This is a genomic window from Polaribacter ponticola (assembly GCF_026191475.2).
GTDB classification, from domain to species: Bacteria; Bacteroidota; Bacteroidia; order Flavobacteriales; family Flavobacteriaceae; genus Polaribacter; species Polaribacter ponticola.
Genome location: NZ_JAOSLC020000003.1, coordinates 743,621 through 770,000 on the forward strand (window position 1 = coordinate 743,621; position 26,380 = coordinate 770,000).

Consider the following 26,380-nt stretch of genomic DNA (forward strand, 5'->3'; position numbering starts at 1 on the left):
TAAACTGTTTTTTTATGCTTAAAAAGAAAGAATCTACTATCTTAATCTCTAAATTAAACATCATTTAGAAAACAAAATGAATATTTGTTATTCTTATCACTTATAATTCTATTACAAACTTAAATCTAATTCAAATCATTAAACTTTGCTTTCATAGTAGGGTTATTATAAGTGAGTTTTTTTATTGTTAAACTTTCTGTCTTATTATTAGCTAAACGCAAGTTATTTACAGATGAATTAAGAGCTTCTTTTACTTTTTCTAAATGTTTAATAGTGGCATCTATTTCTGTAATTGCTGTTTTAAATTGTCTGCTCGCTAAATCATAATTTCTAGCAAAACCCGTTTTAAAATCGTTTATTTTATCTTCGAAAGTAGATATATCTACATTTTGATTACGCATTAAAGTTAACTCATGTTTATATTCTAAAGATTTCATTCCGGCATTTCTTAACAGTGTAATAATTGGAATAAAAAATTGAGGGCGGATTACATACATTTTTGGATATTTGTAAGATACATCTACAATACCTGTATTATAAAACTCATTATCGGTTTCTAATAAAGAAACTAAAACTGCATATTCACAACCTTTGTCTTTACGGTCTTTATCTAATTTTGCAAAAAAATCTTCATTTTTCTTTTTACTTGCTGTAGTATCGTTTTCGTTTTTCATTTCAAACATAATCGATACTATTTCATTTTTATTCGTATCAGATTCTTTGAAAATATAATCGCCTTTAGTACCACGAGAAGCATCGTTGTCTTTTTCAAAATATGCATTTTGAAAAGCGGTAGCTCTTAATTTATTAAACTCTATTTCGCAATGTTGCTCTAAAGACTCTCCCAACATTTTTGTTGATAGTTTTTGCTTAAAGTCTTTTAAACGCTCTATTTCTTCTTCTTTTAACTTTATAGCTTCCTCTTTGTGTTGTAATTTATTTTTAAATTGCTCGTTCAAAGATTTCTCTAATAATTCTTTTTCTGTGTCCTTGTTTTTTAAGTCATTAACTAGTTGATCTCTTTCTTTTTCGATTCCTCTAACAGAATTAGACAGCGATAATTCGTACTGAGTATCTGCTCTTTCAATTTTAGATTTTAATTGGTTTATTTCTTGGTTTTTTTCATCTTTTAAATTATTTAGAGCAACTTGTAAAGCCATTTTTTTCGGTTTCTACCAAACGCAACCTAGCTTCTAAATCTTTTATAGTTGTTTCTTTTTTAGAAACTTCTTGTATTAAATCTGTTTTACTTTTTGCTTTTAGTAAATCTATTTCTCTTTGTTTTTCTGTAAGTTGTTTTTGAAAAGAAATATTTAACTCAGATTCTTTAAGTTGTAATGCAGATTTTTTTTCTTTACTAGCATTTTCTAATCGACTCTTTAATTCCTCTTGAAATTGTTGATCTCTAACTTGCTTAACAATATCTGTATAAACACTTTCATCTACTTTAAAAACTTCGTTACAATTGGGGCAATTTACTGTTGTATTCTTATTCATTTTCTAATTTTAATTTTTAAACAAAGTTTAATAACTATATTAAACAGAAAAGAAACTAAATTTAAAGCTTAGTTTCTTTTCTGTTTATGTAAATTTAAAATAAAATTCCCAATAAGCTTTATCATTTTTAAACTTCTATATATTATTTACAACTTTCTAATATAGGTTTATAAATAAATATCTAGAAATAGAATTAATAATTTTAGTTAATGAATTCCCTTTCTTCAGGTATTTATAAATCTTCAGTCTCTGAAATTTCTGTTTTTAAATCTCATACTTTTTAGGACTTGATTTTCTTACCTCTTAAATACTAATATTTTTAGGGCTTCGATAAAACTTTCTAACTTTCAGCTTCAATTTTTTATCCTAATAATTATTCTTTTGGATACATACCAATGTCTTTATGTTGCCATAATAGATTAATAATACTCCACTTTCCATCAAGTTTTATCAATTGTAAATATTCTACCCAATTATCTGATACTAATCTAACATTGGCTATTCGATTATAAATATCTAAGATTTTAACTTGATTATTAGGCTTTACAGGGAATTTGGTGTTCGATTTATTCCATGATGTAGCATTTTCGATCATTCGTTTTTTAGAAATTGCTCTAGCAAATTCCTTTCTAGAATTTCTATCCCAACCTATAGTTATTTTATTTAAACTATCATTCATAACCTCTTTCATAAGGCTTGGTTTTAGATCTTGTAACGCAATTAAATACCCTAAAGATATTCTTTTAATTTCTGTAGAATCTGCTTTAGTAGCTCTAGAGGCAAGTTCTATTTTAATATTAGTTGGCACTTTTCTGCCTCTAATTCTTTTTTTATTGGTATCAAATTGCACTAAACCGATTTGATTACCAATACTATCATATTCTTTTTCTCCGTATGCAAATCCCCATTGGTTTGTAACTAAATTACCTTTTTCATTATGGTAACTATAAGTAACATGATTTCCCATAACATCATAAATATCTTGATAAGAAGCGGTTCCTTTATCGTTTACTACAACTTGTAATTTATCATTTAAATTATAATGAGCTTTTGGAAATCCTTTTTTATTTAGCAAAATTCCTGTAGTTCCAAACTTAAAATAAGGCGATAATGATACTGTTTCTTTCTTTAAATTATATCTCTTTTCAATAATTAGCTTTTTATGTTTACTCCAGCTATACTCTGCAATTCCCCAATTAGATTCCATAGGTTTATCATCCAAATTAAAAAATTGCATTTTATTTTTAAAGCCTTTTATATTAAAAGAATAAACTTCTTTTAATACATTTCTGTCATTAACAATACGTTTACCGTTTTTATCAAAAAAGGTTCTAGTTTCTTTATTGTTATTGTAATCAATTTTCACTTTATAAACACCTAAAGAAGCTAACGGGTGTTGTTTTTCGGTATGATAATGGTTATTAATAATCTCTATTATTCTTTCGTTATTATCATATTTAAAAATATAATGCGAAGTAGCGTCTGCTTTTAATTTATCTAAAGGATAAGTTCCTGCTAAATTTAAAAATGGCGAAACATGATTGTACCTTAAATGTCTAAAATATTTAGTGTTAATAGTACTTTGTGCTAAAGTTGATGTACTAATTAATAGTAATATGATTAATTTAAATGCTTTCATAAGGTGTTTTTAATAATTTATAGAAGGTTTTTTAATGCGTTTTTCTTGTAAAAATCTCCAATAGGAATTTCAATTTTTCCAATTTCAATATCATGTTTGGTATAAGCAGTAACATTATCTTTATTTACTAGATAAGACCTGTGTACTCTTAAAAAACGTTTATCTAATTTTGTCTCAAAAGCTGTAATACCATGCTTAAGAATTATAGTTGATGCATCTCTTAAATGAATTCTTATATAATCTTTTATACTTTCGATATAGTTAACCTCATCAAATAAAACTTTTATGTTCTTTTTATTACTTTGAACATAAATAAAATTATCTTCTAATGGTTTTTCTTTATTTTGAGGTAGTGGTTTTACACTTTCCATAAATTTTTCTATCGCTTTAAAAAAGCGTTCAAAAACTATTGGTTTTAATAAATAATCTACTGCACTTAGCTCAAAACCTTCTATAGCGTAATCTCTATAGGCGGTTGTAAAAATTACTTTAGGTTTTCTAGTTAAATTTTTAAAAAAATCGGTTCCTTTTAAAACTGGCATTTCAATATCTAAAAAAAGTAAGTCTACAGTTTCGTTTTGTAAAATTTTATGGGCTTGAATAGCAGATGAACAAGAAGCAACTATTTCAAAATTATCTAATTGAGAAACATGTGTTTCTATAAGTTCTCTTGCTAAATCTTCATCATCAATTATAAGGCATTTATATTTCATCTTTACTAACTTTTAACCTAACTGAATAATTCTCTTTTGTGTTTTCAATATCTAACTTATATTTATTTGGATACAATAAATTGAGTTGTTTTTTAATATTTTGTAAACCTATAGAATTACGATCTTCTGAGTTTTCAAAAGCATAAACATTAGGCTTTGTATTTGATATTTTGAATTCTACAAAAGTTGAATCTCCAAATATTGAAATATTAATAATTGCTGTATTAATTTCCTGACTAACACCATGTTTAAAAGCGTTTTCTAAAAAAGTAAGCAATAACAAAGGTGCTATTTCTGCTGCTTCATTTATAGTTTCTTTAAATACAACTTCTACTCTATTTCCATATCTAACTTTTTCTAAAGCTATATAATTATGTAACAAGGTTACTTCGTTTTTTAAAGAAACATAGTTGCTTTGGCACCTATATAAAATGTAGTCTAAAATATCTGAAAGTTTTGAAATAACTTCTGGAGTTTTATCAGACTTTTTTAAAGCTAAGGCATATAAATTATTTAATGTATTAAATAGAAAGTGAGGGTTTAATTGATTTCTTAGCGCATCTAATTCTGTTGTTTTCTTTTGTTCTAACAAGCTCGCTGTCTCTTTCTCTTTCTTGTAATAATTAAAGGCAGACAACATTATAGACGGAGCTAAATCTATTGGAAAGGTTCTAACAAAAGAATAAAAATCGGTAATTCTTTCTAAGAAAACTAACGGAGGTCTGTTTTTATAAACTTCTTTAAATTCTTCTGCTAAATAGAAACATTTATAAGTATAATGGGCAAAATAAAAAACATAGATTATTATAACAATTGAAATAAAAAAAGCACTTTTTTATTCTTGTTTAATAATTTAGGAATTAGAATTTCTATTATAATATATGTTAAAGCTACTTGAAATAATATATCTACTGTTACTGCATATAATAAATAAGACTTATTATCTTCAAAAGGGTATGACATACTTAAATAATAAACAAAAACAAGACTCCAAAATAACAGATGTTGAAGTACTGTTTTGTTAAAAATTCTAAATCTATTTTCGCCTTCAGTCATTAAAATTACATATATAAATAAATTAAGTTTGTAAAGCTACAAATTAAACTTTAGCAGTTAAAAAAAAGAGACGAACACTCTAATTATAAATATAAACACTCTATAACTGAGTTTAAACCATCTATTTACCCAAAATAACTTTCTATATACTAAAACTTAGAGTCTATCTATTTTTTTATTACTACTTAGTAAACTAACTAATTTTGATAAAAACACTAAAGGATAAATTTCAATACTCTATGCACTTTAAAATCAAATTTTCATTATCTGTACTTATTATAGTAAGTTATTTCTCGTATGCTCAAATTCATCAAGATAACAACAATGTAATTACAGACAGTATTTATTCTACTATTTTAAAAGAAAATAGAGATATTTATATAAAACTACCAGAAAGTTACTCTACTAATAGTAACAAAAAATATCCTGTTATTTATATTCTAGATGGTGAGTTATTATTAAGTACTTTAAATCTTGTACATAGTTATTATAGTGGAGGTTTTATGCCAGAAATGGTTTTGGTGGGTATTTCTAACACCAATAATCGTTCTAGAGATTTAACAACATCATTTGTATCCTCTTTTTATCAGAAAAATGGTGAAGCAGAAAATTTCACTTCTTTTTTTAAAAAAGAACTAATTCCATATATAGAAAAAACATATCCTGTTACAAATTACAGATCTTTAATTGGGCATTCTTATGGTGGTCTTTTTACAGTTAACACTTTACTAAATCATTCAGATTTGTTTAGCAATTACTTAGCAATAGATCCTAGTTTAGATTGGGACAATCAAAAATTACTAAAACAAGCTAAAGAAGTTTTAGCACATAAAAATTATACAGGAAAGTCTTTGTTTATATCATTAGGAAGTCAATTACACATGTCTAACCCAAAAATTACGATAGATAATGTTATGAAAGATACTACAAGCTTTACAATCTTTCCTAGATCTAACATGTCATTTTTTGAGCAAACTAAAAAAAATGCTAAAAACGGACTTATTACTACTTGGAAATACTATCCTGATGATTTGCATGGTACAGTTCCTTTACCTTCTATAAAAGATGGTCTACTATCGTTATTTAATTGGTATCAATGGGAAAACACAAGTGCGTTTAACAACCCAAATACTTCCGTAAAAAAATAAAAAGTTTTATTAAATACAGAGAAAATAAGTTAAAAAAACATTTTGGATATACAGAACCTCCTTATGGAGAAGATATTTTTAATATGATGGGTTATATGAATATAGATTTAAATCAATTAGAAAAATCTTTAATGTATTTTAAAATGGCTACTTATTATTATCCCAAAAGCGCTAATGCATTTGATTCACTTGCAGAATTCTACTTTAAGCAAAAAGATTATAAAAAAGCATTAAAAAACATAACTAGAGCTTACAGTTTAAGTGGAAAAGAATCTCATAAAAAGAAAATAGAAATTTATAAAAATAACCAATAAACACATTAAAAACTATATCTATGAAACAATTAGCTATTATGTTCTTTACTTTTATATTAACCTTTAAAGTGTATTCTCAAAATACGGATAACGAATACTCACAATTAATTAAAGAAGGTTGGAAACTTTGCTTAAGTAAAGATTATAAAAGTTCAGCAAAATTATACAAGAATGCTTTTGATTTAAATAAAAAAGTACCACTTACAGATCGTTATAATGCTTCTTGCATTAATGCTTTAGCAGGCAATAAAGATGACGCATTCAAAAACTTATTTATTGCTGCCAATGAATTAAAATGGGATGACATAAATCACTTAAAAAATGATTCAGATTTAAAATCTTTACACTCAGATAATCGTTGGAAAATACTCGTTTCTAGCATCACAAAAAACAAAGAAGAAAAAGAAAAACATTTTGATAAGAGTTTAACAAAAATTCTAGATAAAATCTATTTTGATGATCAAAGTACAAGAAACCAAATAAGAACAAAGGAAAAAAAGTATGGTAGAAACTCGAAAGAAATGGATGCTTTTTGGCAATTGATACTTAAAAACGATTCTATAAACTTAATTAAAGTAAGTAAGATTTTAGATTCTAGAGGTTGGCCAGATAAAAAATTAATTGGTTCTAGAGGCTCTTCAACACTATTTTTAGTTATTCAACACGCAAATAAAGAAACTCAAGAAAAATACTTACCCATGGTTTTAAAAGCTGTTGAACATAACAATTTACCTAAGAGGCAATTTGCTATGTTTTACGATCGGTTAGTTTTAAGAAGAGGAGAAAGACAAGTTTATGGAACTCAATTAGCAATTAACAACGAAAGTAAAAAGCCATATGTTTTACCCCTAAAAGATCCAAAAAACGTAGATAAACGTAGAATTAAAATGGGATTGAATACTATGCAAGAAAACATGAATAGATGGAATCTGATTTGGGATATTGAAAAATATATAAAAGATTTACCTGCAATAGAAGCAAGAGAAAAAGAGCTAAATAAAAAGCTAAAAAAATAATATTTGGTTTGAAGCGGAAAATCTAGACTGATTAAAAAGAAGAAAAATCTTTTAAATTAATTCTTTTTCTTTAAGTGATTTCTTCAAATTAGTCTGATTTTCCCAAAACCGATCTTTTATTTTTTTAAAACTTTAGCAAATCTAGGATCTTTTTTTAAGGGATTCATTACAGGATCTATTTCCATAAATACTAAAATCCAATATTGATAATTACTTTCAGTAGCAAAAATTTGTAACTGGTTAATTGCCTTTTCTACATCGCCTTCATAAGCATACTTTACTGCCAAACTTGCACTTTTGTATATAGATGTATCATCTTCGCAATATTTTGAATAAGATTTTATAAAACTATCAGCTTCTTTATTTAAGCCCATTTCCTTATAAACAAATCCTATTTTTATATCTTCATGAGAATATATATTTAATCCGTATTTTTCTTTTATTTCAACAAATCTCTTAAAGTAAAAATAAGATTTTTCAAAATTCCCTTGGTAATAGTAGAAATTTGCAACTTCTTGCATTACATCCATTCTTGTAGAATCTTTTTCCAATTCAAGTTCCAATAAACTCGTAGTTTCTTTTATATCTTTATCTCTTGCATATAAAATTAAGGTTTTTAAATACGGAGCATAATAATTCTTTGGGTTAAACTCTAAAGATTTATTAACATAAGATAATGCTTTTTCTGTAAAACCATTTTGTATAAGAGCGCTACTTAAACTTAAATATCTATAACTTTTACCAATAGAATCATTAGCTCCAACATCTAATTTAATACCCATTAATGCGTATTTTAAATGTTTACCAGTATTAGGAATGTTATTAGAATACAATAAAGAGAGTACTTGTACAACAGCAGATGAATTAGGATTGTATTCGAGCGCTTTTTCTAAATGCGGTACAGCCAACCTGTATTCCTCATTATACATATAATACAAAGCTTTTGCAATTAAACTTACATCCGATTTTGAGTCGTACAACAATGCTTTATCTGCATAATTGTTAATTTGTTGCATGTATTTTTTCTGCTTCTGATAGATATCTAAATAATAATACGAAATAGATAAATTAGCGAAAGCAAGCGCAAACTCTGGATCATTTTCTATCGCTTTTTCAAATAACGGAATTGCTTTTTTATACCCTTCTTTAGTTCTATTATAAAAAGGTTCTAAAGCTTGTAGGTAAAAATCATAGGCTAAAAGGTTTTCTGTAGGCTTCTTATCTATCAATTTTAATTCAGCAGGAGTAATAACAGCCTTAATTGCATTGGCAATTTTCTTTGAAACTTCATTCTGTAGCGCAAAAACATCACCTACTTCCCTACTATATTGTTCTGCCCAAATTGGTGTATTGGTAGATGCATTAATCAATTGTATATTAAGTAATATTTGATTTCCTATTCGTTGTCCACTTCCTTCAACTAAATAATTTACATTCAAATCTTCAGCAATCTCAGGTATTCCTTTACTCGTATTTCTATATTTTTCTACTGATGTTCTACTTATAACTCTTAAATCTTCAATTCGTTGAAGATTGTTAGATGTAGATTCCATTAAACCATTAACAAAATATAGATTTAAAGAATCGTTACTTTCGTTTTTAAAAGGCAAAACAGCAATCGTTTTTTCTAATTCTTCATCAACAACTTCCGCTTTTTGATTAGTATAAAAATAAAAAGCAGATAAAAGCACTAATACACCCAAGAATGAAAATAGATATTTTTTTACTGATTAAAAACGAAGAAGAATTATCTATACTTTCTTCAACTACTTCAGTTTCTATTTTTTTACCAAGTTCACCAGGAGGATAACCGTAATATTCTCTAAAACATTTTATAAAATAAGAAGAACTACCAAAACCAACTTGGTAAGAAATTTCTGAAATTGTTAAATCTTTATCCTCTAACAATTCTTTACTTTTTATAAGACGTACTTTACTTATAAACTTACTTGCAGAAAGTGTAGTTTCCTTTTTTATTTTCCTTAACAAATTAGAACGACTCATATGCATCAAATCTGCCAATTGAGAAACTCCAAATTGTTCATTAGAAATATTTTCTAGAACAATTAATTCTGCTTTTTCAATAAAGTTAGATTTTATATTAGAAGTTTCTGACATGCTAATTTGTATTAATGCGAAAATAAATAATTTTTACGAATGAATCCTAAAAACTAATTCTCTGAATTGATAAAACAAGACAATTGCGTCATAATTTATATCTCTGCGTCATAATTTTTATCTCCTTCTCAAACTTAATATCTATTGCTGCATAAGGTTTATATGAGAATTACATGCTTAACGCATCTTTGTAACATCAAATAAATAAACATTAAATATTAAAATTAAGAATTATGAAATTACCAAAAATGAACTCTATTAAAATGTTAGTAAGCTTTTCTTTAAGCATAATATTACTTGCTAGTTCTTGCGCACAATCAAACAAGAATAAAAATACTGATACAGAAAAGAGTACTACAGTAAAAGAAAAAGTAGAAACTCCAACAATAGGCATTCATGCAGCAGTTATGTCTAACAACCTAGAAGCTGTAAAACAACACATAGCTGCAGGAACAGACATTAACATAAAAGACCAAATGAGCGGATCTACACCTTTAATTTCTGCTGCAACTTTTGGAAAAACTACAATTGTTAAAGCTTTAATAGATGGTAAAGCAGATTTATCAATTAAAAATAATGATGGATCTACAGCTTTACATACTGCTGCTTTCTTTTGTCATGTAGAAATTGTTCAATTATTTATTGATGCTAAGGCAGATAAATCAATAAAAAATAATTTTCAGGCAACTGCGAGAGAAAGCATTTTAGCTCCTTTTGAGCAAATGAAACCAGTTTACAAAATGTTACAACAGCAATTAAGTCCTCTTGGATTAAAAATTGATTTAGCAGAGATTGAAAAAAATCGTCCTGTAATTGCGATGATGTTACAATAATTAATTTAATAAAACTATAGTGTAATGAAATTAGAGAGAAGATACGATATTGATTGGTTAAGAGTTATTGCCATTGGTTTATTATTAATATACCATATAGCAATTGTTTTTCAGCCTTGGGCCTTATTTATAGGCTTTATAAAAAGCAACGACTCTATCGAAGCTTTATGGAAACCTATGACAATGCTAAATGTATGGCGAATTCCATTACTTTTTTATGTATCTGGTATGGGACTTTTTTTTGCAATGCGTAAAAGAAACTGGAAACAATTACTTTTAGAAAGAACAAAACGAATTTTGTTACCTTTTCTTTTTGGTATTGTTGCTATAACTCCTATACATATGTATATTTTTCAAATACACTATAGTTTTCCTTTTGATTACGTACCACATCAAGGTCATTTATGGTTTTTAAGAAATATTTTTATCTACGTTTTATTACTTACTCCTCTTTTTTATTATTTAAAAAAACATGAAAATGGTAAGGTTAAAAAAGTAATATCAAGTATAATGAGTCATCCATTAGTTCCAATAATAGTCTCAATCTTTTTTGTTATTGAAGTACTTTTAGTAAAACCGCAAATGTTTGCTTTATACGCACTTACTTGGCATGGTTTCTTAAATGGTTTTTTAGCATTCTTATTTGGCTTTTTACTAATGTATAGTGGAGATAAGTTTTGGAAAACTGTTAATAAATGGAAGTGGATGTATTTAGGTTTAGCTGCGGTACTTTTTGCTATTAGATATACACAATTTAATACAGAATCTCCAGGATATCTTATGGCAATTGAATCTAATCTGTGGATTTTTGGCGTTTTTGGTTTAGGATTTAAATACTTAAACCGACAAAGTAAAACTTTAAGCTACTTAAGTCAAGCAGCATATCCTGTGTACATCATTCATATGTTTGTTTTATATGCAGGTACAATATTAATATTACCCTTAGAAATTTCAATCATTTTAAAATTTATATGCATTGTAATGTTTACAATTTTAGGTTGCTATTTTATATATGAAGTTATTATTAGAAGAATTAACTTTTTAAGACCTCTATTTGGTTTAAAGCCCAAAGTAAAATTGAATAATAAAACAATAAACTCTATTAAAAAATGAAAATCTTAAACTTACACTTTACGAAATTACTGTTTTATTTAAGCGTTTCTATAACCATTCAAATTTGTAATAAAATTGAAGAAAATTCAACAAAAGAAACAACTTTAATTGATAAAACTGAATTTAATACTCAAGATAAAAATTTAGTTAAAAATGATTCTTTTTTTACTGATAAAAATGAAACTATTTCTACCGTAGATAACTATATTTTTTTAGGCATCGTAGAAGGTTTATTTTATTAACTATAACCCTCTTCAATTACTAGTAAAAAAGGAATACAAAACCCAAAACATCAGGTTGTTTGACAATTTAAACCTAAGTGATTCAATTTCTGAAACATATAAAACTTTTAATCCAATAAAAAGATTTAAAACTCTATATTACAAAGAAATAACTTCTTTTTATGAGCTTTTTTAATGCCAAATGTAAGTTTTAGAAACATGAATAAATCATTAAAAAATTATGCTAAATTTGTTTATTTCGAAAATATGATTTTATCAAGAGTCTTAATAATAAGACAAAATCAAGTAGCTTATCATAAGTCAATCAAATCTTTAAAAGAATTAAAGAAAACATTAGAAAAAATAGATTAACAACTAATTATCAACTAAAAATAATATCATTTTGAAAAAAATAAAACCATGTTAAATATATTTAGAATTATACTACTTCTTGGAACACTTTTTTCATTAACCAAAGTACCTTGGCCAATTGTTAAAGCATGGGCAAAACCTTTACCAAAAACAGTACAAGAGCAAGTTAATGATGCTTTAGATTATGGTTTTGATGGGATGATTGTTTATATCGATAAAAAAGGAAAGCCACCTGTTTTTTATAGTGGAGGTTATAAAGATAGAGACAAAAAAATACCAGCAGATCCAAAATCGTTATTCAAAATTGCAAGTATTAGTAAATTATATGTTGCAGTTTCTATAGCAAAGTTAGCAAATAACAAACGTTTATCGTTAGAGAGTACATTAGCAGATTACTTTCCAGAATTGGTTGGTAGAATTGAAAATGCAGAAAAAATTACTTTAAAACTGATGGTGCAACATCGAAGCGGTATTCCCAACTTTACTAATAACCCAGCCTTTTGGGAAAATGAGCAAGAAAATAGTAAAAAAGCACTCGATTTTGCTTTAGATCTTCCTGCAAGTTTTAAACCAGATAAAAAATATGAATATTCAAACACAAATTATTTGTTGCTTAGAAGAATTTTAGATAAAGTATTAGGCTATAATCATCATTTATATATAAAAGAAGAAATATTAAAACCATTAAACCTTAACAACACTTTTTTTCACTTAAAGAAGTTAATTTAGAAAACGTGATGAGTGGTTACTATGTTGGTGAAACATCAGACTTTAAAACAAATGAAAACGGTATGTTAGCTACAGCAGAAGATGTGGGTGTTTTTTTACGTGCATTAAATGATGGTTCTGTATTTAACAAAGGAGAAAAAGAAATATACTCCTCAATTTACGTATATGACCATGGAGGTTTGGTTCCTGGTTATCAAAGTCTTGCAGAGTATCATAAAGATATAGATACTGTTGTAATTCAATTTATAAATACAACCGATTTTGAAGGTTATGAATGGAATTTGTCTGAAATTTCTATCAACAGAATTGTTAAAATATTAAAAAGACAATATAAATAATCACTTATTGTACAGCTTCCTAAATATAAATTTAGGAGGTTGTAAAACTATTTTTTTAAACTTTTATAAATAGCTGTTTTAATTTTTTCTTCATTAATCCAACCATTAAAAGATTTATAACTTTCCGTAATTGTTTTATTTACTATTACTTCTTGTAAAGTAGCTTTATTATCAATTTCTATTTGAATATTGCTTTTAATAGTATTTAACATTTTTAAATAACTTTTTAAATCTGATCTTTTAGCCACATTACCATGTCCTGGAATAATCTTAGTCTCGTTATTAGATAATAAGATTGCCTTTTCTATACCTGCAATATATCCATTTATAGAACCACCAGACGCTAAATCAATATAAGGAAACTTGCCTTGAAAATAAGTATCTCCCATATGCAAAACATTGTTTTTAGTAAAGTATATTATAGCATCTCCATCGGTATGAGCATTATGAATATGAGTAATAAGAACATCATCATTATTAAAGTACATCATCATATCATCTGTAAATGTTATAACTGGTAAAGCACTTTCTGGTGATGCTTTTTTGGTTTTACCTCTTACAACTTGATCAACACTCATTCTTTTTCGAACATTATTATGAGCTACAATTAATGCACCTTCTTTTTCAATGTTCACATTTCCTCCGGTATGATCTCCATGCCAATGAGTATTTATTAAGTACTTAATGGGTTTACTAGTTATTTTCTTAATTGCTATTAATATCTTTGGAGTTAATGGAGCAAATTGATCATCAATCATAAAAACACCATCTTGTCCTATAAATAAACCAATATTACCTCCTTTACCTTTTAATGCATATAATTGATCTGTTAATTTTATAAATTCAATTTTTACCTCTTTTTTTGACCTTTAATATTAGTTGATATAAAAAAAAGTAATAATAATATTTTTAAAGATTTCATTTCTAAACATATTTTCTTGAAAGTTACAACTTATGCTTTGTATATAAAACAGCAAAGTATATTTTTACAAAAAATATATGTATGCAAATAATAATTGAAGTTATAAAAACGAAGGATATACTATCAATTATTCCTTTACTTTCAAAAATTAATACTAAAACACAACCAGAATTACTAAAAGAACGTGTTTTAGAAATGGCAAGTTTACCTCATTATGAATGCGTAGGTTTATTTATTGATGATAAATTATCCGGAATTTCGGGACTTTGGTATTCAACTAGACATTATATTGGTAAAACTGTAGAACCAGATCATGTAATTATAGATGAAACCTTAAGAGGTAAAAAAATAGGCGAACAATTTTTTAAATGGATAGATAAACATGTGATTTCTAAAGGTTGTGAGGCAATCGAATTAAATAGCTACGTAAGTAATCCTAAATCACATAAATTCTATTATAATCAAGGATATGAAATTTTTGGATTTCACTTTTTAAAAGTATTAAGAAAAGATAAAAAATTTTATTAATTTCTTTAAAAAAATTGCAGATGTTAAAAAACATTGTATATTTGCAACCGCTTACCAATAACGCGAAAGTAGCTCAGTTGGTAGAGCGTCAGCCTTCCAAGCTGAATGTCGCCAGTTCGAACCTGGTCTTTCGCTCAAAAAAGACTTTACTTAATTGTAAAGTCTTTTTTATTTTATAAACTTTTCAATTTATCACCAAAAAGCAATAATAAAATAATAGGAACAGCCAACATAATTACAAAAATTGTGTTCGTAGTAAATAAAATAGGATTTAAAATAAGAGTTAAAACAAAACCACCAATTGCACCACCTAAATGGGCTGCATGACCAATATTACCTAATTGTTTTTTCATTCCGTAAATCGAATATAATAAATAACCAACTCCAAAAATATAACCTGGTATAGGTATTGGGATAAAAAATAAAAATAATTCCATTCCTGGATAAAGTAATATAGAAGAGTAAACAATACCTGAAACTGCTCCAGAAGCTCCTACTGCACTATAGTAAGGTTCATTTTTATGATAATGTAGAGTATAAAAACTCCCAGCTAATAGACTTCCGAAATAAATTATTAAAAAAGAAATTGGTCCTAAAATAGTAGATACAAATCCGCCGAACATATACAATGCATACATATTAAAACCAAGATGCATCCAATCTACATGTAAAAAACCAGAAGTTAACATTCTTAATTTCTCGTTTCCAAGAACTCTACCAACTTGAAACTTATATTTATCTAAAAAAACATAATCATCAAAACCTTTTATAGAAAATAAAACATTCGTAATAATTATTATTAAAATAATAGGGTCTATACCTTCTAGCATCTTACAAACATAACAAAATCTCTTTATTATAACTATTTCTAATTAAATATAAATACTGATATTTGCATTAAAAATAAAACTTATGCAATTTTTAGTTTTTGCACTTACCTACCCTTTTATTTGGTTATTTTCTAGATTACCTATGAGGGTTTTATATATAAAATCTGATGTATTTTTCTTTTTAATATATTATGTTTTTAAATACCGAAAAAAAGTAGTTTTAGAAAATTTACAATTAGCTTTTCCAAAAAAATCTGATGAAGAGAGAGTAAAAATTGCGAAACGTTTTTTTAAGCATTTTACAGATTTATTTATGGAAAGCGTAAAAGCTTTTTCTATATCTGAAAAAGAAATTTTAAAACGTTATAAATACAAAAACCCAGAGCTTATTAACGACTTAGTTAAACAAGGTAAAAGCATTGCATTAGTTGGTGCACATCAAGCAAATTGGGAATGGTCTATTAGTTTACCATTAGTTTTAGATGGTGTTATTAATGGAGCCTATACTAAAATTGGTAATAAATATTTTGATAAAGAAGTTAAAGAATCAAGAGAAAAATTTGGTGTTGTTGGTTATAAAACTTCAGATACTGTAAAAGCAATGCAAAGAAATTTTACAGAAAAAAAACAAGGTTTATATATTTTACTAAGTGATCAATCTCCTCAATTACCAAAAACCTTTTATTGGAGTAATTTTTTTGGTGTAAAAGTACCAGTTCATACAGGTGCAGAAATGTTAGCAAAAAAGTTTGACTTAGTAGTTGTAAACTACATTACTACCAAAACAAAAAGAGGATATTTTGAAACTGAATTTCAATTGGTAGCAGAAAACCCTAAGGAGTATGATGATTATCAAATAACGGATAAGTATCTTCAAATTACAGAAGAGAACATAAAAAAGCAGCCTGAACTATATTTATGGTCTCATAAAAGATTTAAACATAGAGATAAATTCGAAGAATGGAAAAAATTAAAAGTTTCTAAACCGAAAACCAAGAAGTAACTAATTCTTTCTCTATTGGTGTTACAAATTTATGTACATAATCATTCTTTAAAGAATCATATTCATAATCTTTAGACCAATCTTCTATATTTTCTGTTAACTCATTTAATGATTTACAAATAAAATCTAACTCACTATTTGTAATTGTTGGGTGTAAAGACAAACGAATCCATCCTGGTTTTTGAGTATTACAACCATGTAAAATTTCGTCCTTTATTCTATTTGATGTAATTTGATCTACATTTAATAAAAAGTGTCCATAAGTACCAGCACAAGAGCATCCTCCTCTAGTTTGTATTCCAAATCGATCGTTTAATATTTTTACAACTAGGTTAAAATGGTATTTCTCAAAATAAAATGAAAAAATACTTAATCGTTCTTTATGATTAGGAGCTAATATTTGAACACCATTCAAATTTTCTAAAGTGTTAAACATCACTTTATTTATTTCTTCTTCTCTCAGATGTATATTATCTGTACCCATTTTGTCTTTCAATTGTATCGAAAGCGCAATTTTTATTGTTTGTAAAAACCCTGGTGTTCCACCATCTTCTCTAGTTTCAACATCATCAAAATAATCATGTTGTCCCCAAGGATTAGTATAACTTACTGTTCCTCCTCCAGGATTATCTGGTATGGTATTCTTATATAATTTCTTATTAAAAATCAAAACTCCAGAACTTCCTGGACCTCCCAAAAATTTATGAGGAGAAAAGAAAATAGCATCTAAATACTCTTCTTCAATTTCTGGATGCATATTAATATCTACATAAGGTGCACAACAAGCAAAATCAATAAAACACAAACCATTATATTTATGAATTAGTTTCGCTACTTTAAGATATTCTGTTTTAATACCAGTTACATTAGAACAAGCAGTAATTGAAGCAATTTTAATTTTTCTATGTTCATACTTCTGAATGCATTTTTCAAAACTTTTTAAACACACCAATCCAGCATCATTACAAGGCACAACTTCTACATCTGCAATAGTTTCTAACCAAGAAGTCTGATTAGAATGATGCTCCATATGCGAAACAAAAACAATCGGTTTTAAATATTCAGGTACATTTGTATAATCTTTTAAATTCTCTGCTACTTTTAACCCTAATATTCGTTGAAATTTATTTACAACACCGGTCATACCAGAACCTGTTGTTATTAAAACATCATTCTCATTTGCATTTACATGGCGTTTAATAATATTTCTTGCTTCATGATAAGCAAGTGTCATTGCAGCACCAGAAGTTGATGTTTCTGTATGTGTGTTTGCTACAAAAGGGCCAAATTCATTACAAATTTTTTCTTCAATTGGCCTATAAAGCCTACCACTTGCAGTCCAATCTGCATAGATTAAATTTTGTACGCCATAAGGCGATCTAAAAGTTTGGTCTGCTCCAATAATTTGGTCTCTAAACTGAGAAAAAACTGCTCTAAATTCATAACTTAAAATATTAAAATAATCTAAATCTACCTCCAATTAAAATATTATTCTGTAAAAAGAAAAAATCTTGTGAAGCACCGTCTAATGAACTTGTACTTATTTTTACATTTGGCATATTTATATAACCTCCTTTTAAATCTGCTTGGATAAAAAAGTGCTTTAAAAAAGTGATATTTAAACCAGCACCAATCGAAAGTCCATAACCAGAAATATGAAAATCATCATGTCTTTCTTTCTCCAATAAAGTGGTATCTGTTTTTGGATATAAAAAACCAAAACCAACACCTTCTGTAACATTTATCTGAAGGTTTTCCGAATCTAAACCAAACCAACTACTTACATCATCAAAACGATATAATTGTACATTAATATAATTCAATCCATCTGTATGTTCTAGTCGTAAAAAATCTTCTGTTAATTGAATTTCTTCACCATTATAAACACCATCATATTTTGTGTTTCCAATATTAATGTTTCCGTTAATATCTACAAATTGATCGTTATTAACAACATATTTCATATGATCTACACCAATTGAAATTGTATAGTTTTCTTTAAAAAAATAACCTATTCGGGCATTTGTTTGTGGTTTAGTAAGACTCGTAATTCCAAAATAGTTTTTAAAAGAAAATTTTGTTGGAGTATCACTCGCTTTTACATTTTGTAATGTAAAATCATAATTTTCACCTTTAAACCGAATATCAGAATTAGAATAACTTGCCCAATTCCATCCCCAATAAGCAAAAAACTTTCCTTTATTAGAAACTTTTTTTGTTGATTTTCTTGTGCATTTACAGAAAATGCTATTAAAATAGCTATTAAAAAAATATTTTTTTATAAAACATTTATGCAATTATTTCTTTAATTTCTTTAATAAACCTAACAGCTAAAGCATCTGCTGCATCTTGTGATTTTGCTTCGGTATAAATTCTAATAATTGGCTCTGTATTAGATTTTCTTAAATGAATCCATTCATCAGCAAAATCAATTTTTACACCATCAATAGTATTTACATCTTCGGTAGCATAAGTAGAAGCCATTGTTTCTAAAATCTCATCTACATTTATTTCTGGTGTTAATTGTATTTTATTCTTACTCATAAAATAACTTGGATACGAATCTCTCAATTCTTTACAAGGCATTTTTTTATGTGCTAAATGAGATAAAAACAAAGCGACACCAACTAAAGAATCTCTACCATAATGAGATGCAGGATATATAATTCCTCCATTTCCTTCTCCACCAATTACTGTATTGGTTTCTTTCATTTTTATAACCACATTTACTTCACCTACAGCACTTGCAGTATAAGTTCCGCCATGTTTTTGTGTAACATCTCTTAATGCTCTAGAAGAAGATAAGTTAGAAACTGTGTTTCCACCACCAAGTCTACCTAAAACATAATCTGCACAAGCAACTAAAGTGTACTCTTCTCCAAACATAGATCCGTCTTCAGAAACTAAAGCTAATCTATCTACATCAGGGTCTACAACAATACCTAAATCTGCCTTTTCTTTTACTACTAACTCAGAAATGTCTGTTAAATTTTCTTTTAATGGCTCTGGATTATGAGGAAACTGTCCATTTGGTGTACAATATAATTCTACACACTCAACATTTAACTCTTTTAATAAAGCCGGAATAAAAATTCCTCCTGTAGAATTTACCCCATCTACAACAACTTTAAAATTGGCTTTTCTAATTGCATCTGCATCTACCAATTCTAAGTTTAATACTTCTTGAATATGCTTTTCTAAATATGTATTATCTTTAGAGTAAACACCTAAATCATCAACTTCTGCAAAAGAGAAATCTTCACTTTCTGCTAAAGCAAGTATTTTTTCTCCTTCTTCTCCATTTAAAAACTCACCTTTTTCGTTTAACAACTTTAAAGCATTCCATTGTTTAGGATTATGAGAGGCTGTTAAAATAATACCTCCATCTGCTTTTTCTAAAGGAACTGCAACTTCAACTGTAGGTGTAGTAGATAAACCTAAATCAACAACATTTATACCTAAACCTACTAAAGTATTAGCTACTAAACTAGATATCATTTTACCAGAAATACGAGCATCTCTACCAACTACAACTGTTATTTTTTCTTTGTTAGGGTTTCTACTTATAATGAAAGCTCCGTATGCTGATGCAAATTTAACTGCGTCTATTGGTGTTAAATTATCTGCAGTTTTCCCTCCAATTGTACCTCTTATTCCTGATATAGATTTTATTAATGTCATTGTCTTTATTTTGTCTTACAAATATAAATTATTGATTTGTAAAAGCCATTATTAGTTAACTAAAAGTTGACAAATAGGATGCGTTAAGGATTGTAGTGAAAATCCTTTTTTGAAAGAATGAAAAAAAGATTGAAACGTAAAGCCTGACCTTTAGGGAACGCCCAAAAACTTAAGCCTGTTCTTATTTTTGTATCTTTAAAAACCTAACCGAACTTATGATACACTTATTTAGAAAAACAAGACAGTTGCTTATAACGGATAAACGTTTTAAAAAATACCTACTTTATGCTGCTGGCGAAGTATTTTTAGTGGTTGTTGGTATTTTACTTGCATTACAATTTAATAATTGGAATATTGAAAAAGAAAATGCAAAGAAAGAAGAATGGTATTTAACAAATATTATAGAGGACATTGAATATCAGAAAGTTATTTTAAAAGATATGCAGAGACATTCTTTAGAGTCTATTGAGGTTGGTAAATCAATCATTAAAGATTTCAATGAATACAAAAGTTTTTCTAAAATTGATAGCCTAAATGAAAAATTAAATTTTTTGATAGAAATTTATAATTTTCCAAACACTAATAACACATATTCTGAACTTGTTTCATCTGGTCAACTAAATCTTATTACAAATAAAGCCTTAAGTATAGATATAATAAACTATTATCTAGCCTCACAAGGAAGTTATGATGATGTTAGAAACAATATTGATAATATCTTTTATCCAGAAGTTTATCCAACAATAAAAAATCTTTGTCAGATAACAATGTATGATGAAGATGTTGGTGAAGGCGAAAAGTATTTATTGGAAAATTATGAAGGTCTAAATTCTTTTATCAATAATAAACTTAAATCTTTTGAAACAAAACTAAACTTATTAAATGCTATTAAAATAAGGATTCAGATTTTAAGTGTGCATTTATATATGATTAAGGATACATTAGAAATTGGAGAAGAATTAATTAAATCAATTGATGAAGATTTAGGCTAGGTTACTAAAGAAGGCAATACTTCTAAATAAAAAAAGCCGATACAAATTGTATCGGCTTTTAAAATATATTAGAATTGTAAATAATTATTTACCTTCTTCCATTTTTTTCTTTAATGCTGCAAGTCCACCAATGTCTCCTAAGGTAGTTTTTTCTGCTTCTGCTGCTTTTTTAACTGCTGCTTTCACATTTCTTTTTTCTTGCTCTTTAAAGATAGATGTATGAGAAACAACTACTCTTCTGTACTCTTTAGAAAATTCTAAAACTACAAATTTAAGTGTTTCACCTTTATCTAATTTAGTACCATCTTCTTTTTCTAAGAATCTACTTGGTGCAAAACCTTCAACTCCATCAGAAAAAGTTACAACAGCTCCTTTATCATTCTTTTCTTTTACAAGACCTTCATGAGTAGAACCAATTGCATATGTAGCTTCATGAGCATCCCAAGGATTATCTTGAGTTTGCTTATGACCTAAGTTTAATTTTCTGTTTTCAACATCTAATTCTAAAACCTGAACTTCTAATTTATCACCAACAGTAACAAAATCTGATGGATGCTTAATTTTCTTAGTCCAAGATAAATCAGAGATATAAACTAAACCATCAATACCTTCTTCTAACTCAACAAAAACACCAAAATTAGTGTAATTTCTTACTGTACCAGTATGAGTAGAACCTACAGGATATTTAGTTGTAATATCTGTCCAAGGATCTGGGTGTAATTGTTTAATACCTAAAGACATTTTACGGTCTTCTCTATCTAAAGTTAAAATTTGAGCTTCAACTTTATCTCCAACTTTTACGAAATCTTGTGCAGAACGTAAGTGAGTTGACCAAGACATTTCAGAAACGTGAATTAACCCTTCTACTCCTTGTTCTACTTCTACAAACGCACCATAATCAGCTAAAACAACAACTTCACCAGTTACTTTATCACCAATTTTTAAATCAGTATTTAAAGCTTCCCAAGGGTGAGCAGATAATTGTTTTAAACCTAATTGAATTCTAGATTTGTTATCATCAAAGTCTAAAATTACAACGTTTAATTTTTGATCTAATTCAACAACCTCATTTGGATGGTTGATTCTAGACCAAGATAAATCAGTAATGTGTACTAATCCGTCTACACCACCTAAATCAACAAAGACACCATAAGAAGTAATGTTTTTAACAACACCTTCTAATACTTGTCCTTTTTCTAATTGACCAATAATTTCTTTTTTCTGTAATTCAATATCAGCTTCAATAAGAGCTTTATGAGATACAACAACGTTTTTAAATTCGTGGTTGATTTTAACAACTTTAAATTCCATTGTTTTCTCAACATATTGATCGTAATCTCTAATTGGCTTAACATCAATTTGAGATCCTGGTAAAAATGCTTCGATTCCGAAAACATCTACAATCATACCACCTCTAGTTCTACATTTAACAAAACCGTTAACTACTTCACCAGTTTCATGAGCATTGTTTACACGTTCCCATGCTTTAATAACTCTTGCTTTTTTGTGTGATAATACTAACTGACCAGAAGAATCTTCTCTTTTATCAACTAACACTTCAACTTTATCTCCTTCTGCTAAACCTTGGTTGTAACGGAATTCGTTTAAAGAAATAACTCCTTCAGATTTAGAATTGATATCGATAATTGCATCTCTATCAGTAATTCTGATTACGGTTCCTTCAATTACATCACGTTCGTTTACGAAACCTACAGTTCCTTCTAACGCTTTTTCAAATTCAACTAATTTTTGCTCATCAACTTCATCAATACCTTCTTCGTATCTATGCCAGTTAAAATCTGCTAAAAATTGTTTTGGATCTACAGCTGGAGTCGCTGTTGCTTGTACTTCAGTAGCAACTACTTGCTCTTCAGTGTTTTTTGTTTCTTCAGACATGCCTGAAAATAATTTTGTATCTTATTGCTTACCAGATTTTTAACGAAAAAAACGCAAAGAGTTGTTTTTATAAATTGTTTTATATAATCCTTTTATAAATCTGTTATCGTAAAAAGGAGTGCAAATTTACAAAATTCATTTGATTTTTAACACTTTAGAATTAAATTATTATTCTTTTTATTCTTGATAGACAAAAAACTACCTTTGCATTTTTAAAACCTTTTTGGTTGATTTTAATGTAGATGGATAAAAAGACAAAAGATTTAGTAAACAAAGGGATAATGCTTCCTCTGATGGAAGAGTTTTATACAATTCAAGGAGAAGGTTCTCATACAGGAACTGCAGCTTATTTTATCAGAGTAGGTGGTTGCGATGTAGGTTGCCATTGGTGCGATGTTAAAGAAAGTTGGAACGCTGATTTACACCCACCAACTTTAGCCGATACTATTGTAGATAATGTTAAAAAATACACTAATACTGTTGTTATAACTGGTGGTGAACCTTTAATGTGGTCTATGGATTATATTACAAAACTACTACAAAAAAATAATATTAAAACACATATAGAAACTTCTGGTGCTTATTCTTTTTCTGGAAAATGGGATTGGTTTTGCCTTTCTCCTAAGAAAACAAAGTTGCCTTTAAATGAGTGTTATCTTGAAGCAGATGAGTTAAAAATGATAATTCATAATAAATCTGACTTTGAATTTGCAAAAGAACAAGCAGCAAAAGTTGGAGAGAAATGTCAGCTTTATTTACAACCAGAATGGAGTAAAAAAGAAAAAATGACAGAATTAATTGTAGATTATGTTATGAAGAATCCTAAATGGAAAATTTCTTTACAAACACATAAATATCTGAATATTCCATAATATTCAGATATTTAATACTCCTTTTTATTTGAAGCTATTTCCTGCTTTTTACTATATCTTTTTATAGTTTTCATTGCTAATAAAGCATATTCTACTTAATGTGGAATCTCATTATAATAGATTATTACTTCAATTAAAAAAGCTATAAAAAGGATACCGTTTCAATCAGGGCTAAGAGTATTTGCAGGTTTAAGAATTATTCTATCAATTTTCTGTCAACTAATGTACAAATTCTCTCAAATTGTTCATCAATTCCCATATCCGAATTATCAAAACCAATAGCATCTTCTGCCTGAACTAATGGTGAATCTTCTCTAGTTGAATCTATTCTATCTCGTTCTTGAACATTAAATAAAATTTCTTCAAAACTTACATCATCTCCTTTTTCTAATAATTCTTTATAACGTCTAGTAGCTCTTTTGTCAGCAGAAGCTGTCATAAATAGTTTTAATTCTGCATCTGGAAAAACTACGGTTCCAATATCTCTTCCATCCATTACAATACCTCCTTCTTTTCCCATTAATTGCTGTTCAGCAACCAACTTTTTCCTAACTTCAGATATAGTTGCAACTTTACTAACTAGTTGAGAAACTTCTAGTGTTCTTATTTCACTTTCTACATTAATATTATTTAAAAACATTTCAGCAAAACCCAAAGCTTCATTAAATATAAAAGAAAGAGAAATTTTATCTAAATTAGATACAAGTTTTTCTGAATCCAAAAAATCCACTCCAACAAAGTTATTATTTTTAGCAAACAAACTAACAGCCCTATACATAGCTCCAGTATCTACATAAATATAATTATATTTTTTTGCTAATAATTTAGCAATCGTACTTTTCCCTGTAGATGAAAATCCATCAATTGCTATTGTAATTTTTTTATTCATTATTTATTATCTATTATCTATTATCTAAATCTATTTGTAAACTAAAAGTACTAGCATTTGCTGCAGTATGAAATTTTGAATAAGCATAATTGAATTTGAGATTATTCATTTTTATACCAAAACCAAATGAAACACCTCCAAAAGTTCTAACACTTTGCAATTTTAATTCTGATGCTCTTCTAAAATTATAGCCAATTCTTAAGTTAATTGCGCTTTCAGGGAATAACTCTGCACCTATAACCATATGTCTTAGAGCATTACTAAAAAAGTTATTTTCTCATCTGTAACATTACCTTCTAAATCTGATGTTTGTTCAGAAGGATTTGCAACAGAAATATCCCAATTTTGTAAATTATCAATAGTTGCATACCATTTTAAAGGTACATGATCTAACTTAAATGAAGCACCTAAAGCAACTTTTAACGGTAATTTCTCAATAGTCCCATTAAATGATTTGATTTGAGTACCAATATTTCTTGCTACAAGAGTAAAACTATAAGGTTTATAAGGGCTATAATACAGAAAACTTAAATCAGTAGCGAAACCAATAGAAGTATAATTACTAATATTAGAATTTATAGCTTTAATATTTGCACCAATAAATAAGTTTGTCCAAGGCAAATTAGAGGCATACCCAATAGATATTGAAATATCATTTGCATTAAAATTTCCCGTTTCATTACCTTGTTCATCAGCACCTATAATAGTACCATAATCAAGGTACTTGATACTACCATGTAGGGTTCCAAATCTTCTAGATACAAGTCTAGCATAAGAAAAAGAGCCAATGTTTACTCCAGCCAAATGACTTGTATAATTAACAGAAATTTTATTATCCATATCTGGATTAATTACAGATGGATTCCATATTGGTTGATTTACATCATCAATTAAAGTCAATATTTCACCACCAAGTGCAACTTGTCTGGCAGAAGTAGATAAATTTAAAAATTGATATACATTTTCACCTCCAACTTGAGATTTTACACTCAAAGAAAATAAAAAAATAAAAAATAAAAAATAATTAAACTTCATTTATTAATTAATAAAAATACTATAAAATCATTAACGAAAATATAACAGAATATTACATCAACAAAGTAATAATAAATGTTTTTATTAAAGATATCACAAATTAAAGTGAATCAACACAAAAAGTTGTGGAGCATTCAAAAAAAGAAGAACTTTGTTTTTCTAAATTAGATTCATTTTGAGTAGACTATTAGATATTGCTAAATTATTATTGCCAGAAGTTCTTGTTGATAATTTTAAACTCACAAAACACGAGATTAAACAAGATGAGCTTCATTTTTATTTCACAGAACTAAATAATGTTCCAATAGAATATAAAGCAGTTAAGTTAAGCTCTAAAGGCTTTTTTCCAGAAGCTACTGTTCAAGATTTTCCTATACGTGGTAAGAATGTTTACTTACACATAATAAGACGACGTTGGCTAAATGAATCTACAAAGAAAGTCATTACTCGAGATTGGCAATTAGTAGCAAAAGGCACTAGAATCACTAGTGAGTTTGCTACTTTTTTAAAAGATATCAGTTAGTAACAATCCTAGCAGTACTACAATTATAGCGAACTTTTACGGAGTGAATTCAAGAAACCTGCAAAGACAATATAAGGATCATTTAAGTGATTTTAAACAATG

General features: G+C 27.5%; 28 protein-coding genes, 1 tRNA gene and 1 pseudogene (1 of these 30 only partly in view). 14 read left to right on the plus strand and 16 right to left on the minus strand.

Translation table 11 applies throughout. From position 1 onward, the window contains the following. Window positions 1-125: 125 nt before the first annotated feature. The 5 genes from N5A56_RS08300 to N5A56_RS08320 form a co-directional block, all read right to left on the minus strand. Window positions 126-1,160, minus strand: a complete 1,035-nt coding sequence (locus N5A56_RS08300; protein WP_274270328.1) for a DUF2130 domain-containing protein — start codon at window positions 1,158-1,160, stop codon at window positions 126-128. Further along, complete coding sequence (locus N5A56_RS08305; protein WP_274270329.1) at window positions 1,135-1,497, minus strand: hypothetical protein; 363 nt, start codon at window positions 1,495-1,497, stop codon at window positions 1,135-1,137. Before N5A56_RS08305 ends, N5A56_RS08300 begins: the two co-directional genes overlap by 26 nt. A gap of 373 nt (window positions 1,498-1,870) precedes the next feature. Further along, window positions 1,871-3,136, minus strand: a complete 1,266-nt coding sequence (locus tag N5A56_RS08310; RefSeq protein ID WP_274270330.1) for a nuclear transport factor 2 family protein — start codon at window positions 3,134-3,136, stop codon at window positions 1,871-1,873. A gap of 17 nt (window positions 3,137-3,153) precedes the next feature. Then, entirely contained in the window at window positions 3,154-3,849 is a 696-nt protein-coding gene (locus tag N5A56_RS08315; protein ID WP_265725041.1) for a LytR/AlgR family response regulator transcription factor, read from the minus strand. Continuing rightward, window positions 3,839-4,489: a sensor histidine kinase gene (locus N5A56_RS08320; RefSeq protein ID WP_274270331.1), complete on the minus strand. Its 651-nt coding sequence runs from the start codon at window positions 4,487-4,489 to the stop codon at window positions 3,839-3,841. Before N5A56_RS08320 ends, N5A56_RS08315 begins: the two co-directional genes overlap by 11 nt. Before the next feature lie 655 nt (window positions 4,490-5,144). Between N5A56_RS08320 and N5A56_RS08325 the strand changes: the two genes are divergently transcribed. The 3 genes from N5A56_RS08325 (at window position 5,145) to N5A56_RS08335 (ending at window position 7,383) form a co-directional block, all read left to right on the plus strand. Continuing rightward, entirely contained in the window at window positions 5,145-6,053 is a 909-nt protein-coding gene (locus N5A56_RS08325) for an alpha/beta hydrolase (RefSeq protein ID WP_274270332.1), read from the plus strand. A gap of 95 nt (window positions 6,054-6,148) precedes the next feature. After that, window positions 6,149-6,367: a tetratricopeptide repeat protein gene (locus N5A56_RS08330; protein ID WP_274270333.1), complete on the plus strand. Its 219-nt coding sequence runs from the start codon at window positions 6,149-6,151 to the stop codon at window positions 6,365-6,367. Between the two features lie 20 nt (window positions 6,368-6,387). Beyond that, window positions 6,388-7,383, plus strand: coding sequence for a DUF6624 domain-containing protein (locus N5A56_RS08335; RefSeq protein ID WP_265725044.1), 996 nt, complete (start codon window positions 6,388-6,390; stop codon window positions 7,381-7,383). A 116-nt stretch (window positions 7,384-7,499) separates the two neighbouring features. Here the strand turns inward: N5A56_RS08335 and N5A56_RS08340 are convergent, their stop codons facing one another. Beyond that, on the minus strand, window positions 7,500-9,086 hold the full coding sequence (locus N5A56_RS08340) for an AraC family transcriptional regulator (RefSeq protein WP_274270334.1): 1,587 nt from the start codon (window positions 9,084-9,086) through the stop codon (window positions 7,500-7,502). Next, window positions 9,043-9,501, minus strand: a complete 459-nt coding sequence (locus N5A56_RS08345) for a helix-turn-helix domain-containing protein (protein ID WP_274270335.1) — start codon at window positions 9,499-9,501, stop codon at window positions 9,043-9,045. The genes N5A56_RS08340 and N5A56_RS08345 overlap by 44 nt, the downstream gene beginning before the upstream one ends. Window positions 9,502-9,734: 233 nt before the next feature. On the opposite strand from N5A56_RS08345, the gene N5A56_RS08350 reads away from it, so the two are divergent. The 4 genes and pseudogenes from N5A56_RS08350 (at window position 9,735) to N5A56_RS08365 (ending at window position 13,107) form a co-directional block, all read left to right on the plus strand. Then, on the plus strand, window positions 9,735-10,334 hold the full coding sequence (locus N5A56_RS08350) for an ankyrin repeat domain-containing protein (RefSeq protein ID WP_265725046.1): 600 nt from the start codon (window positions 9,735-9,737) through the stop codon (window positions 10,332-10,334). Window positions 10,335-10,358: 24 nt separating this feature from the next. Continuing rightward, complete coding sequence (locus N5A56_RS08355; protein ID WP_265725047.1) at window positions 10,359-11,447, plus strand: acyltransferase family protein; 1,089 nt, start codon at window positions 10,359-10,361, stop codon at window positions 11,445-11,447. Then, entirely contained in the window at window positions 11,444-11,689 is a 246-nt protein-coding gene (locus tag N5A56_RS08360) for a hypothetical protein (RefSeq protein WP_265725048.1), read from the plus strand. The genes N5A56_RS08355 and N5A56_RS08360 overlap by 4 nt, the downstream gene beginning before the upstream one ends. Window positions 11,690-12,088: 399 nt before the next feature. Further along, window positions 12,089-13,107: pseudogene (locus N5A56_RS08365) on the plus strand (serine hydrolase domain-containing protein). Between the two features lie 47 nt (window positions 13,108-13,154). On the opposite strand, the gene N5A56_RS08370 reads toward N5A56_RS08365, so the two are convergent. Continuing rightward, window positions 13,155-13,865: an MBL fold metallo-hydrolase gene (locus N5A56_RS08370; RefSeq protein ID WP_265725050.1), complete on the minus strand. Its 711-nt coding sequence runs from the start codon at window positions 13,863-13,865 to the stop codon at window positions 13,155-13,157. Window positions 13,866-14,110: 245 nt separating this feature from the next. On the opposite strand from N5A56_RS08370, the gene N5A56_RS08375 reads away from it, so the two are divergent. Then, window positions 14,111-14,557: a GNAT family N-acetyltransferase gene (locus N5A56_RS08375; RefSeq protein ID WP_265725051.1), complete on the plus strand. Its 447-nt coding sequence runs from the start codon at window positions 14,111-14,113 to the stop codon at window positions 14,555-14,557. A gap of 62 nt (window positions 14,558-14,619) precedes the next feature. Continuing rightward, window positions 14,620-14,692: transfer RNA gene (locus tag N5A56_RS08380), tRNA-Gly, on the plus strand. A gap of 38 nt (window positions 14,693-14,730) precedes the next feature. Here the strand turns inward: N5A56_RS08380 and N5A56_RS08385 are convergent. Beyond that, the gene (locus tag N5A56_RS08385; RefSeq protein WP_265725052.1) at window positions 14,731-15,387 is read right to left on the minus strand and encodes a rhomboid family intramembrane serine protease; all 657 of its coding nucleotides are present in this window, start codon (window positions 15,385-15,387) and stop codon (window positions 14,731-14,733) included. Between the two features lie 82 nt (window positions 15,388-15,469). On the opposite strand from N5A56_RS08385, the gene N5A56_RS08390 reads away from it, so the two are divergent. Continuing rightward, window positions 15,470-16,390 carry a lysophospholipid acyltransferase family protein gene (locus N5A56_RS08390; RefSeq protein ID WP_265725053.1) on the plus strand — a complete coding sequence of 307 codons (921 nt, stop codon included), beginning with the start codon at window positions 15,470-15,472 and terminating at the stop codon, window positions 16,388-16,390. Here the strand turns inward: N5A56_RS08390 and N5A56_RS08395 are convergent. Genes N5A56_RS08395 through glmM form a run of 3 tightly spaced genes read right to left on the minus strand, consistent with a single transcriptional unit; the run spans window position 16,368 to window position 20,071 of the window. Continuing rightward, entirely contained in the window at window positions 16,368-17,870 is a 1,503-nt protein-coding gene (locus N5A56_RS08395; RefSeq protein WP_265725054.1) for an aminotransferase class V-fold PLP-dependent enzyme, read from the minus strand. The two genes, N5A56_RS08390 and N5A56_RS08395, sit on opposite strands and share 23 nt — an antisense overlap. Further along, window positions 17,845-18,687 (minus strand): hypothetical protein, encoded by an 843-nt coding sequence (locus N5A56_RS08400; RefSeq protein WP_274270336.1) that lies wholly within the window; start codon window positions 18,685-18,687, stop codon window positions 17,845-17,847. The genes N5A56_RS08395 and N5A56_RS08400 overlap by 26 nt, the downstream gene beginning before the upstream one ends. Then, on the minus strand, window positions 18,680-20,071 hold the full coding sequence (gene glmM / locus N5A56_RS08405; RefSeq protein ID WP_265725056.1) for a phosphoglucosamine mutase: 1,392 nt from the start codon (window positions 20,069-20,071) through the stop codon (window positions 18,680-18,682). Before glmM ends, N5A56_RS08400 begins: the two co-directional genes overlap by 8 nt. Before the next feature lie 215 nt (window positions 20,072-20,286). On the opposite strand from glmM, the gene N5A56_RS08410 reads away from it, so the two are divergent. Further along, window positions 20,287-21,063 carry a DUF6090 family protein gene (locus N5A56_RS08410; protein ID WP_265725057.1) on the plus strand — a complete coding sequence of 259 codons (777 nt, stop codon included), beginning with the start codon at window positions 20,287-20,289 and terminating at the stop codon, window positions 21,061-21,063. 84 nt (window positions 21,064-21,147) lie between these two features. Here N5A56_RS08410 and rpsA read toward each other — a convergent pair whose 3' ends face one another. Continuing rightward, entirely contained in the window at window positions 21,148-22,959 is a 1,812-nt protein-coding gene (gene rpsA, locus N5A56_RS08415; protein WP_265725058.1) for a 30S ribosomal protein S1, read from the minus strand. 242 nt (window positions 22,960-23,201) lie between these two features. Between rpsA and N5A56_RS08420 the strand changes: the two genes are divergently transcribed. Further along, entirely contained in the window at window positions 23,202-23,831 is a 630-nt protein-coding gene (locus N5A56_RS08420) for a 7-carboxy-7-deazaguanine synthase QueE (protein WP_265725059.1), read from the plus strand. Window positions 23,832-24,027: 196 nt separating this feature from the next. On the opposite strand, the gene cmk is transcribed toward N5A56_RS08420, so the two are convergent. Genes cmk through porQ form a run of 3 tightly spaced genes read right to left on the minus strand, consistent with a single transcriptional unit; the run spans window position 24,028 to window position 25,755 of the window. Continuing rightward, a complete protein-coding gene (cmk, locus tag N5A56_RS08425; RefSeq protein WP_265725060.1) occupies window positions 24,028-24,720 on the minus strand; it encodes a (d)CMP kinase in 693 nt (230 codons plus the stop codon). A 13-nt stretch (window positions 24,721-24,733) separates the two neighbouring features. Then, the gene (locus tag N5A56_RS08430; protein ID WP_274270337.1) at window positions 24,734-24,964 is read right to left on the minus strand and encodes a PorV/PorQ family protein; all 231 of its coding nucleotides are present in this window, start codon (window positions 24,962-24,964) and stop codon (window positions 24,734-24,736) included. Between the two features lie 5 nt (window positions 24,965-24,969). Beyond that, window positions 24,970-25,755: a type IX secretion system protein PorQ gene (gene porQ / locus N5A56_RS08435; RefSeq protein WP_274270338.1), complete on the minus strand. Its 786-nt coding sequence runs from the start codon at window positions 25,753-25,755 to the stop codon at window positions 24,970-24,972. A 175-nt stretch (window positions 25,756-25,930) separates the two neighbouring features. Here porQ and N5A56_RS08440 point away from each other — a divergent pair, with 175 nt between their 5' ends. Beyond that, window positions 25,931-26,278: an ISAon1 family transposase N-terminal region protein gene (locus N5A56_RS08440; protein WP_265725062.1), complete on the plus strand. Its 348-nt coding sequence runs from the start codon at window positions 25,931-25,933 to the stop codon at window positions 26,276-26,278. 43 nt (window positions 26,279-26,321) lie between these two features. Next, window positions 26,322-26,380, plus strand: the beginning of a protein-coding gene (locus N5A56_RS08445; RefSeq protein ID WP_420793184.1) for an ISAon1 family transposase. Its footprint extends 877 nt past the window's final position; the window shows 59 of its 936 coding nt (coding positions 1-59); the start codon lies at window positions 26,322-26,324; its stop codon lies off the right edge, out of view.

Excerpts from the sequence above, each read along its gene's own strand:
- N5A56_RS08335 (WP_265725044.1), top strand. The coding sequence starts at position 6,388 with ATGAAACAATTAGCTATTATGTTCTTTACTTTTATATTAACCTTTAAA.
- cmk (WP_265725060.1), bottom strand. The coding sequence starts at position 24,720 with ATGAATAAAAAAATTACAATAGCAATTGATGGATTTTCATCTACAGGG.
- N5A56_RS08420 (WP_265725059.1), top strand. The coding sequence starts at position 23,202 with ATGGATAAAAAGACAAAAGATTTAGTAAACAAAGGGATAATGCTTCCT.
- N5A56_RS08325 (WP_274270332.1), top strand. The coding sequence starts at position 5,145 with ATGCACTTTAAAATCAAATTTTCATTATCTGTACTTATTATAGTAAGT.
- N5A56_RS08410 (WP_265725057.1), top strand. The coding sequence starts at position 20,287 with ATGATACACTTATTTAGAAAAACAAGACAGTTGCTTATAACGGATAAA.
- N5A56_RS08330 (WP_274270333.1), top strand. The coding sequence starts at position 6,149 with ATGAATATAGATTTAAATCAATTAGAAAAATCTTTAATGTATTTTAAA.
- N5A56_RS08310 (WP_274270330.1), bottom strand. The coding sequence starts at position 3,136 with ATGAAAGCATTTAAATTAATCATATTACTATTAATTAGTACATCAACT.
- N5A56_RS08300 (WP_274270328.1), bottom strand. The coding sequence starts at position 1,160 with ATGGCTTTACAAGTTGCTCTAAATAATTTAAAAGATGAAAAAAACCAA.
- N5A56_RS08320 (WP_274270331.1), bottom strand. The coding sequence starts at position 4,489 with ATGTTGTCTGCCTTTAATTATTACAAGAAAGAGAAAGAGACAGCGAGC.
- N5A56_RS08430 (WP_274270337.1), bottom strand. The coding sequence starts at position 24,964 with ATGGTTATAGGTGCAGAGTTATTCCCTGAAAGCGCAATTAACTTAAGA.
- N5A56_RS08355 (WP_265725047.1), top strand. The coding sequence starts at position 10,359 with ATGAAATTAGAGAGAAGATACGATATTGATTGGTTAAGAGTTATTGCC.
- N5A56_RS08360 (WP_265725048.1), top strand. The coding sequence starts at position 11,444 with ATGAAAATCTTAAACTTACACTTTACGAAATTACTGTTTTATTTAAGC.
- porQ (WP_274270338.1), bottom strand. The coding sequence starts at position 25,755 with ATGAAGTTTAATTATTTTTTATTTTTTATTTTTTTATTTTCTTTGAGT.
- N5A56_RS08350 (WP_265725046.1), top strand. The coding sequence starts at position 9,735 with ATGAAATTACCAAAAATGAACTCTATTAAAATGTTAGTAAGCTTTTCT.
- rpsA (WP_265725058.1), bottom strand. The coding sequence starts at position 22,959 with ATGTCTGAAGAAACAAAAAACACTGAAGAGCAAGTAGTTGCTACTGAA.
- N5A56_RS08375 (WP_265725051.1), top strand. The coding sequence starts at position 14,111 with ATGCAAATAATAATTGAAGTTATAAAAACGAAGGATATACTATCAATT.
- N5A56_RS08305 (WP_274270329.1), bottom strand. The coding sequence starts at position 1,497 with ATGAATAAGAATACAACAGTAAATTGCCCCAATTGTAACGAAGTTTTT.
- N5A56_RS08345 (WP_274270335.1), bottom strand. The coding sequence starts at position 9,501 with ATGTCAGAAACTTCTAATATAAAATCTAACTTTATTGAAAAAGCAGAA.
- N5A56_RS08370 (WP_265725050.1), bottom strand. The coding sequence starts at position 13,865 with ATGATTGATGATCAATTTGCTCCATTAACTCCAAAGATATTAATAGCA.
- N5A56_RS08390 (WP_265725053.1), top strand. The coding sequence starts at position 15,470 with ATGCAATTTTTAGTTTTTGCACTTACCTACCCTTTTATTTGGTTATTT.
- glmM (WP_265725056.1), bottom strand. The coding sequence starts at position 20,071 with ATGACATTAATAAAATCTATATCAGGAATAAGAGGTACAATTGGAGGG.
- N5A56_RS08385 (WP_265725052.1), bottom strand. The coding sequence starts at position 15,387 with ATGCTAGAAGGTATAGACCCTATTATTTTAATAATAATTATTACGAAT.
- N5A56_RS08315 (WP_265725041.1), bottom strand. The coding sequence starts at position 3,849 with ATGAAATATAAATGCCTTATAATTGATGATGAAGATTTAGCAAGAGAA.